This window comes from Rhodobacter sp. SY28-1 (assembly GCF_005222785.1).
Lineage (GTDB): Bacteria > Pseudomonadota > Alphaproteobacteria > Rhodobacterales > Rhodobacteraceae > Tabrizicola.
Window position 1 is genome coordinate 201,992 of record NZ_STGH01000003.1, and the last position, 17,839, is coordinate 219,830.

A 17,839-nucleotide genomic window follows, 5' to 3' on the forward strand; every position below is an offset into this window, starting at 1 on the left:
CGTCGAGAATTCTGGAGTTGACCGGTGCCCTATGACCTTGGCCCCGGCGCGCTGGCCTGGCTCGCCGTGGCCTGCCTCGTCGCCGGGTTCGTCCGGGGCTACTCTGGCTTTGGCTTCTCGGCCCTGCTGATCGCGGCCTCCAGCTTAGTGACCAATCCACTGAATTTCGTGGCTGTTGTCGTCATTCTTGAAACAGTGATGTCTCTGCAGCACGCAAAGGGCGCCGGGCCGGACGTCGACTGGCGACGTGTCGGCTGGCTTCTGGGTGGGGCGGCGATCGGACTGCCGTTGGGGTTGTGGGTCCTGACCGGGGTCAGCGAGGACACGGCGCGGGCGGTCATCTCGGGCTATGTCCTCCTCATGTGCGTCGTCCTGCTCGCGGGGTGGCGGCTTGCGGCGGAAGTCAGGGGCGCACCGAACGGCGTGGCGGGCGTGATCTCAGGGCTTTCCAACGCGCCCGGAATGGGGGGGCTGCCGGTGGCGGCATTCTTCGCCGCGCAACCGATGTCGGCGAGCGTCTTTCGGGCGACACTGATCGCCTATTTCCCGCTTCTCGACCTTTACTCCGCGCCGCTTTACTGGCTGGCAGGGCTGGTGAACTGGGACACGCTCTGGGCCGCGCTCATCGCCCTTCCGGTCACACTTCTGGGCAACTGGCTGGGCGGGCGGCACTTCTTCGGCACCGACCCGCAGGAGTTCCGCCGCTTTGCGATCGTCCTTCTGGCAGGCCTTGCGGCACTCGGCCTTGGGAAGGCGCTGCTCTGATGTGGCTGATTGTGAACGCTGGTTCGTCTTCGCTGAAGCTGAAGGTGTTTGAAGGCGAACGCGAGGTTGCAAAGGCCAGCATCAGCGAGATCGGTCCGGACGGTCACGCGGCCGCGATGGCAGCGGGGCTCGCTCAGGCCGGGGTGTCCATTGACCGGCTGACGGCCGCAGCGCATCGGGTGGTGCATGGCGGGGCGGGCTTGACGGCAACCTGTCGGGTGACACCTTCCGTGGTGCAACAGATCCAGGACTGTGTGCCGCTGTCTCCTTTGCACAATCCGGCGAATCTGGTGGGAATTCAGTCTGTTGCAGCCCTTGCTCCGGATCTTCCCCAATTTGCGGCCTTCGACACGGCCTTCCATGCGACGAACCCTGAGGTGGCGGTGACCTATGCCCTGCCAAAGGCGGAACGCGACCGGGGCCTGCGCCGGTATGGCTTTCACGGGATCAGCTATGCCGCGCTGGTCCGCATCCTGCGGGGCAGGGGGGAACTGCCGCAAAGGATTCTGGCCTGCCATCTGGGCAATGGCTGCTCGCTTGCGGCGATTGTGAACGGTTGTTCGGTTGCGACGACCATGGGCTATTCTCCGCTGGACGGGCTGACGATGGGCACGCGGACGGGCAGCATCGACGGCAATGCCGTGCTGCGTCTGGCCGAGGTGCACGGCGTGGAAAGGGCAGGGCGCATCCTGAACCGGCAAAGCGGGCTCCTGGGTCTTGGCGGGGCCAGCGACCTGCGGGCCTTGCATGCCGCAGGAACCCCTGAGGCCCGCTTCGCGCTGGAACATTTCGCCTACTGGGCGGTGCGCCATGCTGGGTCGATGGTGGCGGCGATGGGCGGCCTTGACGCCGTGGTCTTCACCGGCGGGATCGGGGAAAACGACGCGTGGATGCGGAACGAAATCCTGACCGGGCTCGCCTATCTGGGAGTTTCTTCCGACCCGGAGGCGAATGCCCGGAACGAAACCACCCTGCATGATGCGACATCCGGTGTCGCTATCCTTCTTGTGCAAGCTGATGAGGAACGGCAGATTGCCCTTGAAGCGCAGGCCGTCATGGCCGGGGAGGGCGCGTGAACCAGCCGAGAGTGGAGACGCAGCGCGAGGTTGGCGACGAAGTTCGCCAGACCACCTGCTACATGTGCGCCTGCCGCTGCGGGATCAACGTGCATCTGAAGTCCGGCCGCGTCGCCTATATCGAGGGCAACCGGGACCATCCGATCAACAAGGGCGTCTTGTGTGCCAAAGGGGCCAGCGGGATCATGCAGGTCACCGCGCCCAGCCGCCTGAAGGCACCCCTGCGGCGCGTGGGGCCGCGCGGTTCGGGGGCTTTCGAGGAGATCACTTGGGAGGAAGCGCTCTCCACCGCCGTTTCCTGGATGAAGCCGCTGCGCGAAACGGCCCCCGAGAAGCTGGCCTTTTTCACCGGCCGCGACCAGAGCCAAAGCCTCACCGGCTGGTGGGCGCAAAACTTCGGCACCCCGAACTATGCGGCGCATGGGGGCTTCTGTTCGGTCAACATGGCGGCGGGCGGCATCTACACCATCGGTGGGGCGTTCTGGGAATTTGGCCAGCCGGATTGGGACCGGACGAAGCTCTTCGTGATGTTCGGGGTGGCCGAGGATCACGACTCGAACCCGATCAAGATCGGCCTTGGCAAGCTGAAGGCCCGGGGCGCGCGGGTTATTTCCGTGAACCCTGTGCGCACGGGCTATTCCGCTGTAGCCGACGATTGGATCGGGATCACGCCCGGGACCGACGGGCTGCTGATCCTGTCCTTGATCCATTGCCTGCTGGAGGCGGGGAAGATCGACCTCGATTACCTCGCACAATGGACCAATGCGCCGCTGCTGGTGACCGAGGCGGAGGGGGCGGAGAAAGGCCTTTTCGTCCGCAACGCCGAAAGCCAGCCCTTTGTCATCGATCGCCGCACGGGCCACCCCGCGCCCTGGGACGGCAAGGGGGTACAACCGGACCTCGGGGCCGAATGGCAGGGCAGCCGCACTGTCTTTCGCCACATGGTCGAGGAATATCTGAAGCCCGACTACGCGCCCGAGGCGGTGGCTGCGCGCTGCGGCGTGACGGCAACCCGCATCCGCCAACTGGCCGCCGAACTGGCTGATGTGGCCTTCAATCAGGCGATCACCCTCGACCGCCCCTGGACCGACTTCCGCGGCAACGAGCATCCGAACATGCCCGGTCGCCCGGTCAGCTTCCACGCGATGCGCGGGATTTCGGCGCATTCCAATGGGTTCCAGACGGCCCGCGCGCTGCATCTCCTTCAGATCCTCCTTGGGAGCCTGGAAACCCCCGGCGGCTACCGGCTGAAACCGCCGTATCCGAAACCCATCGAGGCGCATCCGACGCCCCACTTCGTCACCACCCCCGGCAAGCCCCTGACTGGCCCGCATCTGGGCTATGTCCGCTCGCCCGACGACTTGTGCCTTCTGCCCGATGGCCAGCCGGCCCGGATCGACAAGGGGTTCTCTTGGGAAAACCCGTTCTCGGCGCATGGGATGATGCACATGGTCATCCCCAACGCCCATGCCGGGGACCCATACCGGATCGACACGCTGTTCCTCTACATGGCGAACATGTCGTGGAACTCATCCATGAACTCCGCCCGCGTGATGGAGATGCTGACGGAACAGCGCGATGGCGAATACGTCATCCCCCGGATCATCTACTCCGACGCCTATGCCTCCGAAATGGTGGCCTATGCCGACCTGATCCTGCCCGACACGACCTACCTCGAACGCCACGACTGCATCAGCCTCTTGGACCGCCCCATCAGCGAGCCCGACGCAGCGGGCGATGCGATCCGCTGGCCGGTGCTGGAACCGGACCGCGACGTCCGCTGCTTCCAGTCAGTGCTGTTGGAATTGGGCGCAAGGCTCGGACTTCCGGGCATGGTGAACGAGGATGGGACGGCGAAGTTCAAGGACTACGCCGACTACATCGCCAACCACCAACGCCGCCCGGGTGTGGGTCCGCTGATGGGCTTCCGGGGGGATGGCGAGGCGGAAGGGCGGGGTGCCCCAAACCCCGATCAGTTGGCCCGTTACATCCAGAACGGAGCCTTCTACCAGGCCCATGTCCCCGAGGAAGCGGCCTTCTACAAACCGTGGAACACGGCCTACCAGGACTGGGCGGTGAAGCTCGGGCTTTACGAGACTCCGCAGCCCTATCTTTTCAACATCTGGTCCGAACCCATGCGCCGCTTCCAGCTGGCCGCCGAGGGCTTCGGCCCCCGCCAGCCGCCCGACCACCTGCGCGAGCGCCTGAAACAGGCGATGCACCCGCTGCCGATCTGGTATGCCCCCTTCGGCGACGAGGACGCGGCCTTCGGCTATCCGGTCCACGCGCTGACGCAAAGGCCGATGGACATGTACCACTCCTGGGGCAGCCAGAACGCCTGGCTGCGGCAGATCAAGGGGCATAACTATCTGTATCTGCCGACGAAGATCTGGGAGGCGCAGGGGTTTGAGGACGGCGACTGGGCGCGGGTGTCCTCGCGCGCCGGAACGATCGTGGTGCCCGTTGCCCATATGGCGGCGCTGAACGAGAACACCGTCTGGACCTGGAACGCCATCGGCAAGCGCAAGGGGGCCTGGGCGCTGGATGCTGATGCGCCAGAGGCGACGACGGGGTTCCTTCTGAACCATCTGATCTCGGAGCTTCTGCCCGACCGGCACGGGGTGCGGCTGTCGAACTCTGACCCGGTCACGGGGCAGGCCGCCTGGTTTGACCAGCGGGTGCGGGTAGAACGCGTTGCGGCCACCGATCACCCGCGCAGCACGGTGGAGCCGATGTTCGAACGCCTTCCCGACCCGCCGCGCGCCGGTGGCGGCCGAGGCCAAAGTTCTTCGAAGAATTTTGCCAAAAGTTTTCGAAAACTTTTGGTCCCCGGCGGGGAGGCGGAGCGATGACGTCCCTCCCGCAGTCCACCGAAAAACGTCTGGGTCTGGTGATCGACCTCGACACCTGCGTCGGCTGCCAGGCCTGCGTCACCGCCTGCAAGGGCTGGAACGATGGGGGCATCGGCCTGTCCGACCAGGACCCCTACGGCGCCGATCCCTCGGGCACGTTCCTGAACCGGGTCCACTCCTACCAGGTGGCGATCCCTGATGCCCCCGCCCAGGTGGTGACCTTCCCGCGGTCCTGCCTCCACTGCGACAACGCGCCCTGCGTCACCGTCTGCCCGACCGGGGCCAGCTACAAACGGGCCGAGGACGGCATCGTGCTGGTCAACGAGGACGCTTGCATCGGCTGCGGCCTCTGCGCCTGGGCCTGCCCCTATGGCGCGAGGGAGATGGATGCAGCGCAAGGCGTGATGAAGAAATGCACGCTCTGCGTCGACCGGATCTACAACGAGACCCTGCCCGAAGAAGATCGTGAGCCCGCCTGCGTCCGCACCTGCCCCACGAACGCGCGGCATTTCGGCGACCTGGCGGACCCGGAAAGCGCAGTGTCGCAACTGGTGGCGAGCAGGGGCGGCTATGACCTGATGCCCGACATGGGCACGAAGCCCACCAACAAGTACCTGCCGCCGCGCAAGAAAGGGCCGGGAACGGCAAGCCCGCTCGCGCCCCTACTCGACATCAAGGCCACCGGGATCGCAGGGTGGCTCGACCGGATGCTGGGGAAGCTCTGAGATGCATCCCGCGCCCTCGGTCATCCTGTTTTCCACCCTCTCGGGTCTGGGCTTCGGCTTCCTCGCCTTCCTCGGCTGGGGGGCGCTGCTGCCTTCGGGCTGGCATGCGTTCTTTCTCTGGGGCCTCGGCTACGGGCTGGCCGTGGCGGGGCTGCTGGCCGCCACCTTCCACCTCGGCAACCCGAAGAACGCCCTGAAAGCCTTCACGCAATGCCGCACCAGCTGGCTGAGCCGTGAGGCCTGGGCCTCGGTCGCCACCCTCTTGATCCTCGCGCCGGTCGCGCTCTCGGACATTTTCACCCTCGGCCTGCCGCGCATCATCGGCCAGATCGGCGGGACGCTCGCGATCCTGACCGTCTTCACCACGGCGATGATCTACACGCAGATCAAGGCGGTCCCGCGCTGGCATCACTGGCTGACGCCGGTGATGTTCCTGACCTTCGCTGTCGCCGGGGGTGCGATGCTGGCCGGTATGGGGCTTGCGCCTGTGCTTCTGCTGGCGGTGGGTGCGATCCTCTGGGCGGTCTGGCGGGTCGGCGACAAAGCTTTCGCGCGCGCCGGTCAGACGATGGGGACGGCGACGGGGCTGGACCGGCTGGGCGTTCCCTCGGTGCTTGATCCAGCCCATACCGCCGGGAACTACCTGAAACGCGAGATGATCTTCGTCGTGGGGCGCAAGCATGCGGCGAAGCTGCGGAAGATCGCGCTGGCGCTGGCCTCGGTCCTGCCCGCGTTGGTCCTGCTCATGCCCTTCGGCATCTGGGGGATCGCTCTGGCCGCCATCCTGCACCTTGCCGGAGCCCTTGCCGCCCGCTGGCTGTTCTTCGCCGAGGCCGAGCACGTCGTGGGGCTTTACTACGGCGCGCGGGGATGATCCTTTGCGCGCCATGAGCGCGTTCAAGACCTATGATATCCGCGGCCGTCTCGGGACGGACCTGACCGAAGCCATTGCCCACCGGATCGCCCGCGCCTTCGCCACGGTGACTGGCGCGGATGCCGTGGTGCTGGCGCGCGACTGCCGGGAAAGCTCACCTTCGCTTACCGATGCGGTGGCGGCGGGGCTGATGGCGCAAGGCGTCCGTGTCCTCGACCTTGGGATGGCCGGGACCGAGGAGATGTATTTCGCCACTGCCCATCTTGGGGCAGGGGGTGGGATCTGCGTGACTGCTTCGCACAATCCGCTCGAATACAACGGGATGAAGCTGGTCGGCCGCGGTGCGGTGCCGCTGCCAGATGCCGATTTCGCGCGGATCAGGGCGCTGACGGAAGGCAGTTCGGACTTCGCCACGGCCAAGGGCGGCGCGCGGGAGGATCGCTCGGCCGTCAGGGCGGACTATGTGGCGCATGTGTCTGGGCTGGTCGGGCAGGGGATTGGCCCCTTGCGGCTTTTGGTCAATGCCGGGAACGGTGCGGCGGGGCCGACGCTGGATGCACTGGCCGAAGGGCTGGCCAGCCGCGGCGCGCGGCTTGATCTTGTCCGGATGCATCACGACCCCGATGGCAGCTTTCCGAACGGCATCCCCAATCCCCTTCTACCGGAAAACCGTCCGGCAACGGCCCAGGCGGTGACGGCGGCGGGTGCCGATTTCGGCGTCGCCTTCGACGGCGATTTCGACCGCTGCTTCCTGTTCGACGGCGCGGGCGGCTTTGTCGATGGCGAGCATGTGGTCGCGCTTCTGGCCGCAGCCCATCTGGCGGCGGAACCCGGGGCGACGATCATCCACGACCCGCGTGTCATCTGGGCGGTGCAGGATGCGGTGCGTCGGGGTGGGGGGCGATCTGTCCTGACGCCCACGGGGCACATCTTCCTCAAGGCCGCGATGCGCCGCGAGGGCGCGGTCTATGGGGGCGAGATGAGCGCCCACCATTACTTCCGCGGCTTCATGGCCTGCGATTCCGGAATGATCCCCTGGCTTCTGGTGGCGCGGCTGGTGTCGCAGTCCGGGCGCGACCTGACGGATCTTGTGGGGGCAATGCGGCGGGATTTCCCGTCGTCAGGCGAGATCAACTTCCGCGTCGCCGATGTGCCTGGAACGGTGTCACGGGTCGAGGCAGAGCTGTCTGGACAGGCACGCGGCGTCGACCGCACCGATGGCCTCAGCCTTGATTTCGGCGAATGGCGGCTGAACCTGCGGGCCTCGAACACCGAACCGCTTCTCCGGCTGAATGTCGAGGCCCGGGGCGACGCGGGTCTGGTCGCCGAGGCGGTGACCGGGGTGCGGGCGCTGATCGAGGCTTGAACCCCGATGCCAGCGCCCGACAGCCTTAGGCGTTCACTGCGGACGCGCCGGTCTTGCGCAGGATCGGCCAGCCGCGCCGGAACACCGGGATCGGCGGCAGATCGTCGGCGAGGGCTTGAAGCGACGCCTCACGCCGCTTGAGCCGCGCAATTTCGGCACGGATTTCAACAAGCTCGTCGGCGAGTGTCAGGCGGGAAGCAGCCATTTGGTCCTCCTTTGTTCTTCCCGGTCAGCATCGACTCGAAATCTGAAGACTTTCCTAAGCGCCAGAGCGTTTGCAGTCTGTTTCCATCCTGATGGCTTGTCTTGGCAGCTTGGCGCGGCCACTCTGGGAAAAAATACTGGACTGCTTGCATGTGGAATTTCAGCCTTCTGAAGGCCCTGGCTGTCTGGGGCAGGCTTGCGCCGCTTATGGTGGTCCGCCTTGTCATGTTCGGCCTTGTCGCGCTTGTACTGGGGATCGCGATCGGTCTTGGGGCCTGGATCGGCATCCGCTTTCAGCTCGTGGGCGGGACGGCGGATGCGGTCCTGGGCGGGTCGGCCGCGTTTCTGCTGGCGGCGGTGGCGCTGGCCATCTGGGGTCGGGCCCGGTTGCAGATGCTGCGGTCACAGCTTCTGGCGCTTGTCGTTGACCTCGTGGACGGGGTGCGGGTGCCGATGGGGCAGGGGCAGATTGCCCATGCGCGCAGTGCGGTCGCTGCCCGGTTCGGCTCCTCCAGCCAGCTTTGGGCGATCCACCGCTTCGTCCGCGGTGTCGCGGGCAAGGTCCCCGCAGTGGCCGAGGGTGTCGGACCGCTGATGTCGATGCCGCTTCTGGGGCGGCTGGCAAGCGGGGGGCTGGTGACCCAGGCCGTGCTGGCCCATGCCTACCGCGCGCGGCCGGAAAACGCATGGGAAGCCGCGCATGACGGTCTGGTCATGTCCACCCAGAACGCCCGCGACCTTCTGGGGACGGCGGGGCGGATCAACGGTGTGGGTTGGCTGTTGACGCTGACACTCTTCCTGCTGCTGCTGCCGCCGTTTGTCGGTCTTGCCGCGCTGTGGCCCGCCGCCGGGCCCACCGCAGGTGCCATCGCCGCCGGTCTTGCCGCGCTGGCCCTGCGTGCCGCGCTGATCCAGCCCCTCACACTCGCCTGTCTGTGGCAGGCCTTCCTGCGGATCACCGCGGGGCAAGAGCCGCTGGGTGAATGGCGCGGCCGCCTGACGCAGGTTTCGGCGCCGTTTCGCGATCTCGGCGACCAGGCAGTCGGCTGGTCGCCGGACCTGGCGGCAGTCCCCTGAAAACTGGCCTCTACTGCCGGTTCCAAGCCCATGAAAATGCACCGAAGGCCGGTTGCGGCAACCCGGTAACTGTGGCAAGACTCACGGCAACAGCCAATCAGACCGATGAGTTCAGAATGAGCGAATTCGCCACCCGACGCGTGATGATGGTGGATACGCAGGTCCGCCCCTCGGACGTGACCAAGTTCCCGATCATCGATGCCATGCTGACTGTCCCGCGCGAGACCTTCGTGCCCGAAGACAAGCGCGAGGCCGCCTACATGGGTGAGAACCTGCCGCTGGCCCCCGGGCGTGTCGTGCTTGAGGCGCGGACGCTGGCCAAGCTGCTGGACGCGCTGGATATTCAGCCGGGTGAGCTGGTTCTGGATGTCGGCTGCGGGCTGGGCTATTCGGCCGCCGTCATCGCGCGGTTGGGCGAAACCGTGGTCGCCGTCGAAGAGGACGAGGCCCTTGCCGCCGAGGCGCAGCGGCTTCTGTCCGAAGAGGGCGTCGACAACGCGGTGGTGATTGCTGGCAAGCTGACCGAAGGCTCGGCCAAATGCGCGCCCTATGACGTGATCACCGTCGAGGGCGGCGTGGAAACCATGCCCGAGACGATCCTTTCGCAACTGAAGGACGGCGGCCGGATCGGCGCCGTCTTCATGGAAGGCGCCGTTGGAACCGCCCGGATCGGCTACAAGACCGAAGGCCGCGTGTCCTGGCGCCCGGTGTTCAACGCCTCGGCGCCGGTCCTGCCGGGCTTTCAGGCCAAGCGCAGTTTCGTGTTGTAAGGCCCGAGTGGGCCCTGTCCGGCCCGGCCCCAAGCCGTCCGGACCCTGTTCGTAACGCCTGCGCCGGATGTGCGGGCCCTTGGAAGGCAATCAAGATGCGTGCATGGCTTCTGTCGGCAGTCGTGGCTCTGGCGGGCGTGGTGGCCGCGCCGACGGCCCGATCCGAGACCTTGGCGGATGCCCTGATCGCGGCCTACAAGAACTCGAACCTGCTGGATCAGAACCGCGCGGTGCTGCGCGCCGCTGATGAGGATGTGGCTGTCGCGGTGTCCTCGTTGCGTCCGGTCGTGTCCTATACCTTGTCGGGCCAATGGCAGCGCGCCGATATCACCACGATTTTCGGCCCCAGCGTGTCCGAGGGCCTGTCGGCCTCGCTGACGCTGAGCGCCGATCTGACGCTTCTCGACTTTGGCCGCCGTCGCATCGGGATCGAGATCGCGAAGGAAAGCGTGCTTGCCACGCGCCAGGCCCTGATCGATGTCGAACAGAACGTGCTGCTCGCGGCTGTCGGCGCCTATGTCGACGTGCGCCTGGCGCAAGAGGTCGTGGCGCTTCGGCAAAGCAACCTGCGCCTGATCACCCAGGAACTGCGCGCCGCGCGGGACCGCTTTGACGTGGGCGAGATCACCCGCACCGACGTGTCCATCGCCGAAGCGCGCCTGGCTGCGTCGCGCGCCGCGCTGGCCTCGGCCGAGGGGCAGCTGATGATCGCGCGCGAGGCCTACAAGGCTGCGACCGGGGCCTACCCGCATTCCCTGGCCGCGCTGCCGCGCGCTCCGGCCCTGCCGCGCACCCAGGAAGAGGCGCAATCTGTCGCGCGGGCGACCCATCCGCTGCTGAAGCAGGCCCAGCATCAGGTGACGATTGCCGACCTGCAGGTCGAACTGGCGAACGCGAACCGCAAGCCGACCTTGGGGCTGGGGGCGACACTGCGCACCGACGACGAAGACCAGCAGGCGCAGTCCTACGGGTTGACGCTGAACCAGACACTTTACGCCGGGGGTCGGCTGTCAGCCCTGCAACGGCAGGCGTTGGCAGGCAAGGATGCAGCGCGGGCCGGATTGCGGCAGACCGCAGTCGGCATCCTGCAGAACGTGGGCGTCGCATGGGCGAACCTTGCCGTGGCTGCCGCGTCGATCGAGGCGTCGGACCTGCAGATCCGTGCCGCGCAGGCGGCCTTTGACGGTGTCCGCGAAGAGGCCGCCGCCGGAACCCGCACCACGCTTGACGTGCTGGACGCCGAACAGGAGCTTCTCGATGCCCGCAACGCCCGGCTTGAGGCCGAAGCGCAGCGCTATGTGGCGGTCTATCAGGTGCTGGCGACCATGGGTCTTTTGACGGTCGACCACCTGCAACTGGGTATTCCGACCTATGATCCCGAAGCCTATTTCGGCGCCGTCGAGAAAGCGCCCTCGCACAGTGCACAGGGCAAGAAGCTTGACCGGATTCTGGAAAAGATCGGGAACTGAAGCCACATCTGTCACGGGAATCCGTGATTAGTGTTGCTATTCCGGGGTTTGTGGCGCTAAGTTGAGGCCGCAATGCGCGCAGGCGAGCGGATCTTCTCGATGGCCGGACCCCTAAGCTCGGAAGAGATTGAGGATGTCGTTTCCTCGGTGCGTCGGCTTGTGTCGAACGAACAACGCCCCCGCACGCTGAGCCGCGACCTGAATTCCGAACGGCTGCTCCTGACCCCGGCGCAGCGGGTGATGCCGGAAACCAGCCCGCTGGCCCCGCTGATGCTTGACGCCTCGCTGCAAGAGGCGCGGGCGTCCGATGTCACGGAAGCGCCTGCGGAGGCGCCCGTCGAACCTGCCACTGAGGCCGACAGTCTGGCCGAAACGCCGGCCGAGGATGACGAGGGCACGACCCTGCTGTATGTGGCCGCCGACAGCGACCCGGATGCCGATCCCGACGATGTCGTCCTGCCCGGTGTCGACCCCGAGCTTGCCGCCGATCTGGCCGAGGCCGTTGCCGAAGAGCCGGAAGTGGAATGGGAAGACGAGATCTGGGTCGAGCCCGCGACCGTGTCTCTGGGCGAGGCAGCCCTTGCCGCCGAAGAGGCCGAGGTGCTGACTGGACCCGCGCCGGATGACGCGATGCCCAGCGGGGACGTGATGGACGATCCTGCGGAACCCTGGGCCCAGGCTGGCAGCGACCTTGGCGATGACGAGCCGATCCCCTTTGTGCCCCTGCGCCGTCGGGCCGAGCATCTTGCCGCGCGGCTGGCGGCGGGCGAGGTGATGGAAACCCCGAAGGCCGACGCCGAGGCCGAGATTGTCTCGCTGACGGTCGACACGCCGCAGGAACCGGCCGCCACGCCTCATACAGCGGCTTCGGTAGAGGCGTCGGTCGGAACCGTGGCGACCGAGTTTGTCGATGCTGATGGGATGGCCCTGGCTGTGCTGGACGAAGCCGCCCTGCACGAGATCGTGCGCCAGACCCTGCGCGCCGAACTGCAGGGAGAGTTGGGCGAGCGCATCACCCGCAATGTCCGCAAGCTGGTCCGGGCCGAGATCAACCGCGCCCTGATGGCCCGCGACCTGGACTAGGCCCGGGCGTCCCGCCGCTTGCTTCCTTGATCCCCGGAAATGAAAACGCGCCCCGATGGGGCGCGCGGTCATTGTGGCTGTCCGCCGGATCAGGCGGCTTCAGCCTGTTCCAGTTCCAGCGCGTGGCGGCGTTCGGATTCCTCGCGCGACAGCGCGACCGAGGTCCGCACGCCCTTGGCGACGAATTCCATCAGGCCCTTGACCACCCGCTCGTTCGGGTCGATCCCGGCGCAGGACAGAACCTCGCGCCCATCGCGCGACCGCGCCCAGCGGGCGATCTGGTCCGGGCCGTTGCCATACTTCTTGTCGTCGGCGATGGCATCGTCCAAAGCCGCCAGAACGACGGCGGCAAAAAGTTTGCGTGCACGTTGGCCCTGCTCGAAGTTGAAGGCGGTGCTGTCGATGGTGTCACGCATGATGTTTTCCTTTATTCTTGCTCTTGTCTTTCCGGGCGTCCGGGGTTTGTAGCGGTTTGAAGACGATTCGGGGGTTACCGGTTTGGAATGACTGCCATGCGCTGCGTGCATGGCTTATGCAGAACAGATCAGGATATAGTCGGTCGCAGCCGGGGGCAGAGACGAGATTTAGGAGCGGGCGGAAGGATTTCAACCTTTGGTTAAGATATTCTTGGGCATCCGCGCGCTGCGCGCCTAAGCCATCCGAAGCCGGGCGTGACCGGCCTGCAGAACGCCCACAGCCCGCTCGAAACGCAGCTGCGCCAATCCGGTTCCACCGCTTTGCGTAAAAAGTGTGCCGACGGGCTTGCCCGCGCTGTCCAGAATCTCGGTCCCGACCGGTGCTGCGCCTTCCACCACCACCCGGACCAGCCCCTTGCGCAGTTCGGTCTTGTGCTTCATCCGCGCCGTGACCTCCTGGCCGACATAGCAGCCCTTGCGGAAGTCGACGCCGTGCAGCCGCTCGAACCCCTGTTCCAGGATATAGCTGTCGTCCGGGATCAGTTCGACGCCGCTTTCCGGGATCAGGTTCGCGACCCGGATCGCATCCCAGTCGATCGACGGATCGGTGCCGGGTGTCTCGGACCAGGCCCGCCAGCCAAGCGCGGGATGGCGCGGGTCGGGCAGGGCGCCTTCGGGGGGCTGGCCCAGCCCGCGCAGGACATGCAGGCCGGTCGGGGCGATCTGCACATCGGCGCGCAGGCGGTACATCGTCAGGCGGCGCAGCGTGTCTCCCGCCAGCCGTGTAGCGATGTCGATCAAGAGCCGGTCGTCCGGCAGCCGGACCACGAAGAAATCCGCCAGATACTTGCCCTGCGGCGTCAGCAGCGCGGCCCAGACGATGCCGGACGCCGTCTCAAGCGGCCGCAAGTCATTTGACACCAGACCCTGCAGGAAGGTCAGGGCATCCTTGCCGGTCAGGCCAAGCACGGTGCGGTCGGGGGCGGTCTCTCCGGTCATCATGCGCGGCAGGATAGGGTGCAGTGCCGAAGGGGGGAAGGGTCAGTCACGCAGTTGTGCCTCTTGCAGCCGGGCATAGGCCCCCTGCAGTGCCATCAGGCTGTCGTGGGTGCCTTCCTCGATCAGGCGGCCGCGGTCGAGGACGATGATCTTGTCCGCCCCCTTCACCGTCGACAGCCGGTGCGCGATCACCAGCGTCGTCCGGCCCGACTGCGCGCGCGCCAGAGCCTCAGACACGGCAGCCTCGGTCCGGGTATCCAGCGCCGAGGTCGCCTCGTCCAGAAGCAGGACCGGCGCATCGGCCAAGAGCGCCCGGGCGATGGCGATCCGCTGGCGCTGGCCGCCCGACAGGGCCGACCCGCGCGTTCCGGCCGGGGTATCAAGGCCCTGCGGCATCGCCTCGGTGAAGCCGGTGACTTCGGCGTCCGCCAGCACCTTGTCCAGCCGGTCGGGGCCGATCCCGGTCCGTCCCAGAAGCAGGTTTTCGCGCAGCGTCTCATCGAACAGGGCCGAATCCTGCGAGACCGAGGCGAGAAGCGCGCGCTGGTCGAAAAGGCTCATCTCCTGCGCATCAACCCCGCCGATCAGGATGCGGCCCGCCTGCGGCTCGATCAGGGCGGAAATCAGCTGGAACACGGTGGTTTTCCCCGCCCCAGAACTGCCCACCAGTGCGGTGACCTTCCCGGCCTCGGCAGTGAAGGTCAGCCCGTCAAGGACGGGGCGGTCGGGGTAGGTGAAGCTGACGTTCTCGAACCGGATCTCCGGCGCGCCGGGTGAAGGGACAGCACGGCTTTGCGCCGGGCGGGTGCTGGTGCTTTCGGTATCGAACAGCGTGTAGATGCGCGCCAGACTGGCCTTCGCGACCTGCCAGAGCCCGGCCAGATCGCTCAGCCGCCGTATCGGCTGGAAGGTCAGCGCCATGGCGGTAAAGAAGGACATGAATTCCCCGATGGTGCGATCCCCGGCGGCCACTTCCGCACCGCCCAGCATCAGGACGGCGAAAAAGCCGATGCCGGTGATCACATCCACCAGCGCAGGCATTGCCGCGCGCGCCGTGGCGGCCTTCACTTCGGCGCGCACGATGGTGTCGACGATGCGCTGGAACCGCTGGCTCTGGTAGGCCTCCATCCGGTTCAGCTTGACCGCCTGGATGCCGTGGAAAATCTCGTCCAGCCGCGTGGCCCGCAACCCTGCCTGCTGCCGGCTGAGCATCACCTTGCGATAGAGATAGCGTCGCAGGACAAAGGCCGGCAGCAACAGAAGCGGTGCCCCGATCAGCGCCGCCGCCGTCCAGACCGGGTCGATCATCAGGGCAACGACGAAGAGGCCGACCAGCGACACCAGGTCCCGCGCGACCCCGCCGAAGACCGCGATGGTCGCGGTCGCCGCCGAAAGCGTATCGCCCTGGACGCGCTCGATCAGCGTGCCGGGCGGGTTGGCCTGGAAAAAGCTTGCATCAAGTGTCAGAAGATGCCGCACAAGATCGGACTGCATGCGTCCTGCCGACTGCAGGTTGACCTGCGCCGTGATCCTGCGCCCGATGATCGAGGTCACCGCGCGGACAAGAAACAGCGCCAGGATCGCGCCGCCGACCCAGACCAGCCCTGCCGATCCGCCCGGCTTGAAGACCTCGTCGAACAGAGGCTCCAGCATGTAGGACAGAAGCCCCAGCGTCGACCCTTCGATGACCATGACCAGCGTCGCAAGCAGAAGCGCCGGAAGATGCGGCCGCAGGTAACGGTGCCAGAAGCGACGCAGCAGGTCTTTTGTCGGATAGTCGCGCGTGGGCTGCAAAACCGCCTGCCTTGCCTTGGGATCAGGCCCGGGGTTTATCCGGAAAGCGCCGCCGTCTCAAGCCGGGCCGGTTGACGCTGACGGCGGGCGGGCCTAGCCATGGCGGACAGCTTTTGGAGAAACAGATGAGCCTTGCCGCCGGTCGCCCCTATCTGGCCATTCCCGGACCCTCGGTGATCCCCGACCGCGTGCTGCAGGCGATGCACCGCGGATCGCCCAACATCTACGAAGGCCCGCTGATCGAGATGGTGGCCAGCCTGATGCCCGACCTTCGGATGGTCGCCGGGACCACGGGGCATGTGGCGCTGTATATCGGCAACGGCCATGCCGGGTGGGAGGCGGCGAACGCGAACCTATTCAACCGGGGCGACAAGGCTCTGGTGCTGGCCGTGGGGCAATTCGGCCTCTCCTGGGCCAACTCGGCCCGCGCGATGGGGATCGAGGTCGAGGTGCTGGATTTCGGCAAGTCATCGCCCGCCGACATGGAAAGGGTCGAGGCCGCGCTGCGCGCCGATACCGGTCACAAGATCAAGGCGGTGCTGACGACGCATGTCGATACAGCAAGCTCGATCAAGACCGACATCCCGACCCTGCGCAAGGCCATCGACGCGGCAGGCCATCCCGCGCTTCTGGCGGTGGACTGCATCGCCTCGCTGGGCTGTGACGAATTCCGCATGGACGACTGGGGCGTCGATGTGATGGTCGCCGCCTGCCAGAAGGGGTTGATGACCCCGCCGGGCCTCGCCTTTGTCTGGTTCTCGGAAGCCGCCCGCCAGCGCTGCGGCAGGACCGACCTTGCCACACCCTACTGGGCCTGGGGTCCGCGCGCCGAGCCGGAGGAGTTCTGGCAGATCTGGGACGGCACCGCGCCCACAAGCCACCTCTACGGCCTGCGCGAGGCGCTGGACATGATCCACGAAGAAGGCCTGCCGCAGGTCTGGAAGCGGCACCAGACGCTTGCCAGCGCGGTCTGGGCGGCGTTCGACGCCTGGGGCGCGGGAAACCCGGCCATTGCGATGAACGTCGCCGACCCCGTGAATCGCGGCTGGTCGGTCACCGCCGCCCGTCTGGGTGCCCCCAATGCCACGCGCCTGCGGCAGTGGTGCGAGACGAAGGCGGGCCTTACCCTGGGCATCGGCCTTGGCATGGCGCCCTCGACCGACCCGGCCTACCACGGCTTCCTGCGGGTGGGCCACATGGGACACGTCAACGCCCACATGACCCTGGGCGCGCTGGCGGTGATGGAGGCTGGACTGGTCGCGCTGGACATCCCGCATGGGCCGGGCGCACTGGCAAACGCGGCCCGGATCATCGCCGCAAACGCCTGACCGCGCACCCTTGGCAGACCCCGGAGGGTTTCACACCCTCCGGACCTCCGGTGGGATATTTTGAGAAGAGAAAGACAATTTGACTCAGATGCTGCGCGTCGGAAAGTCGTCTTTCAGATAGACTCCGATGATCTCGTCAAAGCTGGATTCTGCTGCAAAGCCCAAGGCGCGGGCCGTCGTGGCCTCGCAGGCCTCGGCCCAGGGTTCGACGATGGCCTGGATCACCGGGTCGGGTTCGCGGCGGATCAGGTCGACCGCCCCTTGTCCGGCGACGCGACGCAGAGCCTCGATCATCTCGGCAATGCTGGCCGACAGGCCGGGCATCGACAGCGCGCGGCTAGGGCCAAGTTTGCCGGTGTCCAGCGTAGCCGCGCGCAGGAAGAACCCGGTGGCAGCGCGGGGGCTGGCGAACCAGTGGCGCAAGGTATCGCGGACCGGCAGGATGGCGGGCAACCCGTTCAGCGGCTCGCGCAGGATCGAGGAATAGAAGCCCGAGGCCGCCCGGTTCGGCTTGCCCGGCCGGATGCAGATCGTCGGCAGGCGAAGTGCTACCCCGTCCAGCAGCCCCCGGCGCGAATAGTCGGACAAGAGAAGCTCGGTCATTGCCTTTTGCGTGCCGTAACTCGTGCGCGGGGTCAGGTGGAAATCATCCGGGATGACCTTCGGGAACGGTGCGCCGAACACCGCCAGCGACGAGGCGAAGACCAGCCGGGGGCAGTAACCTTGCCGGGCGGCGATGGCGTCGAACAAGGCGCGTGACGCGTCAAGGTTGACCGCATAGCCCTTGGCAAGGTCCGCCTCCGCCTCGCCCGAGACGATGGCGGCCAGATGGAAGATCAGGTCCGGACGGTCCTGCAGCAGAAGTTCGGCTGCGCCGGGATCGGCAAGATTCACCGCAACTGAGCTGGCACCGGGCACATCGGGCGGGGCCACCAAGTCGGCCAGCGTCAGCCGCGAAAAGGGCAGGGCGCCGCCGGTGATCGCCGCCGTCAGTTTGCGGCCCAGCATGCCCGCCGCGCCCAGGATCAGGATATGCATGGT

General features: G+C 66.7%; 16 protein-coding genes. 11 read left to right on the forward strand and 5 right to left on the reverse strand.

Annotated features, from left to right (window positions below):
- Positions 1-24 precede the first annotated feature (24 nt).
- Genes E8M84_RS15090 through E8M84_RS15115 form a run of 6 tightly spaced genes read left to right on the forward strand, consistent with a single transcriptional unit; the run spans position 25 to position 7,658 of the window.
- Positions 25-765 (forward strand): sulfite exporter TauE/SafE family protein, encoded by a 741-nt coding sequence (locus tag E8M84_RS15090; RefSeq protein WP_137112048.1) that lies wholly within the window; start codon positions 25-27, stop codon positions 763-765.
- On the forward strand, positions 765-1,841 hold the full coding sequence (locus tag E8M84_RS15095; RefSeq protein ID WP_137112049.1) for an acetate/propionate family kinase: 1,077 nt from the start codon (positions 765-767) through the stop codon (positions 1,839-1,841). The genes E8M84_RS15090 and E8M84_RS15095 overlap by 1 nt, the downstream gene beginning before the upstream one ends.
- A complete protein-coding gene (locus E8M84_RS15100; RefSeq protein ID WP_240790410.1) occupies positions 1,838-4,693 on the forward strand; it encodes a molybdopterin-dependent oxidoreductase in 2,856 nt (951 codons plus the stop codon). The genes E8M84_RS15095 and E8M84_RS15100 overlap by 4 nt, the downstream gene beginning before the upstream one ends.
- Positions 4,690-5,418 (forward strand): 4Fe-4S dicluster domain-containing protein, encoded by a 729-nt coding sequence (locus tag E8M84_RS15105; protein WP_137112050.1) that lies wholly within the window; start codon positions 4,690-4,692, stop codon positions 5,416-5,418. The genes E8M84_RS15100 and E8M84_RS15105 overlap by 4 nt, the downstream gene beginning before the upstream one ends.
- 1 nt (position 5,419) lies before the next feature.
- Positions 5,420-6,292 carry a DmsC/YnfH family molybdoenzyme membrane anchor subunit gene (locus E8M84_RS15110; protein WP_137112051.1) on the forward strand — a complete coding sequence of 291 codons (873 nt, stop codon included), beginning with the start codon at positions 5,420-5,422 and terminating at the stop codon, positions 6,290-6,292.
- A gap of 4 nt (positions 6,293-6,296) precedes the next feature.
- A complete protein-coding gene (locus tag E8M84_RS15115) occupies positions 6,297-7,658 on the forward strand; it encodes a phosphomannomutase (protein WP_137112052.1) in 1,362 nt (453 codons plus the stop codon).
- A gap of 25 nt (positions 7,659-7,683) precedes the next feature.
- Here the strand turns inward: E8M84_RS15115 and E8M84_RS15120 are convergent, their stop codons facing one another.
- A complete protein-coding gene (locus E8M84_RS15120; protein ID WP_137112053.1) occupies positions 7,684-7,863 on the reverse strand; it encodes a hypothetical protein in 180 nt (59 codons plus the stop codon).
- A gap of 149 nt (positions 7,864-8,012) precedes the next feature.
- On the opposite strand from E8M84_RS15120, the gene E8M84_RS15125 reads away from it, so the two are divergent.
- The 4 genes from E8M84_RS15125 to E8M84_RS15140 all read left to right on the forward strand — a co-directional run bounded on the left by E8M84_RS15125 (position 8,013) and on the right by E8M84_RS15140 (position 12,261).
- The gene (locus E8M84_RS15125; RefSeq protein WP_137112054.1) at positions 8,013-8,939 is read left to right on the forward strand and encodes a hypothetical protein; all 927 of its coding nucleotides are present in this window, start codon (positions 8,013-8,015) and stop codon (positions 8,937-8,939) included.
- Positions 8,940-9,055: 116 nt separating this feature from the next.
- A complete protein-coding gene (locus tag E8M84_RS15130) occupies positions 9,056-9,709 on the forward strand; it encodes a protein-L-isoaspartate O-methyltransferase (protein WP_137112055.1) in 654 nt (217 codons plus the stop codon).
- 95 nt (positions 9,710-9,804) lie between these two features.
- Entirely contained in the window at positions 9,805-11,178 is a 1,374-nt protein-coding gene (locus tag E8M84_RS15135; RefSeq protein ID WP_137112056.1) for a TolC family outer membrane protein, read from the forward strand.
- 72 nt (positions 11,179-11,250) lie between these two features.
- Complete coding sequence (locus E8M84_RS15140; RefSeq protein ID WP_137112057.1) at positions 11,251-12,261, forward strand: hypothetical protein; 1,011 nt, start codon at positions 11,251-11,253, stop codon at positions 12,259-12,261.
- Between the two features lie 89 nt (positions 12,262-12,350).
- Here E8M84_RS15140 and E8M84_RS15145 read toward each other — a convergent pair whose 3' ends face one another.
- The 3 genes from E8M84_RS15145 to E8M84_RS15155 form a co-directional block, all read right to left on the reverse strand.
- Complete coding sequence (locus E8M84_RS15145) at positions 12,351-12,677, reverse strand: DUF6280 family protein (protein ID WP_128514362.1); 327 nt, start codon at positions 12,675-12,677, stop codon at positions 12,351-12,353.
- Positions 12,678-12,911: 234 nt separating this feature from the next.
- Complete coding sequence (locus E8M84_RS15150; protein WP_137112768.1) at positions 12,912-13,676, reverse strand: folate-binding protein YgfZ; 765 nt, start codon at positions 13,674-13,676, stop codon at positions 12,912-12,914.
- 42 nt (positions 13,677-13,718) lie between these two features.
- Positions 13,719-15,470: an ABC transporter ATP-binding protein gene (locus E8M84_RS15155; protein WP_276607124.1), complete on the reverse strand. Its 1,752-nt coding sequence runs from the start codon at positions 15,468-15,470 to the stop codon at positions 13,719-13,721.
- Positions 15,471-15,595: 125 nt separating this feature from the next.
- Between E8M84_RS15155 and E8M84_RS15160 the strand changes: the two genes are divergently transcribed.
- A complete protein-coding gene (locus tag E8M84_RS15160) occupies positions 15,596-16,798 on the forward strand; it encodes an alanine--glyoxylate aminotransferase family protein (RefSeq protein ID WP_137112058.1) in 1,203 nt (400 codons plus the stop codon).
- Positions 16,799-16,882: 84 nt separating this feature from the next.
- Here E8M84_RS15160 and denD read toward each other — a convergent pair whose 3' ends face one another.
- Complete coding sequence (denD, locus tag E8M84_RS15165) at positions 16,883-17,836, reverse strand: D-erythronate dehydrogenase (RefSeq protein WP_137112059.1); 954 nt, start codon at positions 17,834-17,836, stop codon at positions 16,883-16,885.
- Positions 17,837-17,839: the final 3 nt, after the last annotated feature.

What these genes read in the sequence shown, in the direction of transcription:
- denD (WP_137112059.1), bottom strand. Translation starts at nt 17,836, where the DNA reads ATGCATATCCTGATCCTGGGCGCGGCGGGCATGCTGGGCCGCAAACTG.
- E8M84_RS15105 (WP_137112050.1), top strand. Translation starts at nt 4,690, where the DNA reads ATGACGTCCCTCCCGCAGTCCACCGAAAAACGTCTGGGTCTGGTGATC.
- E8M84_RS15145 (WP_128514362.1), bottom strand. Translation starts at nt 12,677, where the DNA reads ATGCGTGACACCATCGACAGCACCGCCTTCAACTTCGAGCAGGGCCAA.
- E8M84_RS15110 (WP_137112051.1), top strand. Translation starts at nt 5,420, where the DNA reads ATGCATCCCGCGCCCTCGGTCATCCTGTTTTCCACCCTCTCGGGTCTG.
- E8M84_RS15120 (WP_137112053.1), bottom strand. Translation starts at nt 7,863, where the DNA reads ATGGCTGCTTCCCGCCTGACACTCGCCGACGAGCTTGTTGAAATCCGT.
- E8M84_RS15160 (WP_137112058.1), top strand. Translation starts at nt 15,596, where the DNA reads ATGAGCCTTGCCGCCGGTCGCCCCTATCTGGCCATTCCCGGACCCTCG.
- E8M84_RS15095 (WP_137112049.1), top strand. Translation starts at nt 765, where the DNA reads ATGTGGCTGATTGTGAACGCTGGTTCGTCTTCGCTGAAGCTGAAGGTG.
- E8M84_RS15140 (WP_137112057.1), top strand. Translation starts at nt 11,251, where the DNA reads ATGCGCGCAGGCGAGCGGATCTTCTCGATGGCCGGACCCCTAAGCTCG.
- E8M84_RS15125 (WP_137112054.1), top strand. Translation starts at nt 8,013, where the DNA reads ATGTGGAATTTCAGCCTTCTGAAGGCCCTGGCTGTCTGGGGCAGGCTT.
- E8M84_RS15135 (WP_137112056.1), top strand. Translation starts at nt 9,805, where the DNA reads ATGCGTGCATGGCTTCTGTCGGCAGTCGTGGCTCTGGCGGGCGTGGTG.
- E8M84_RS15130 (WP_137112055.1), top strand. Translation starts at nt 9,056, where the DNA reads ATGAGCGAATTCGCCACCCGACGCGTGATGATGGTGGATACGCAGGTC.
- E8M84_RS15150 (WP_137112768.1), bottom strand. Translation starts at nt 13,676, where the DNA reads ATGACCGGAGAGACCGCCCCCGACCGCACCGTGCTTGGCCTGACCGGC.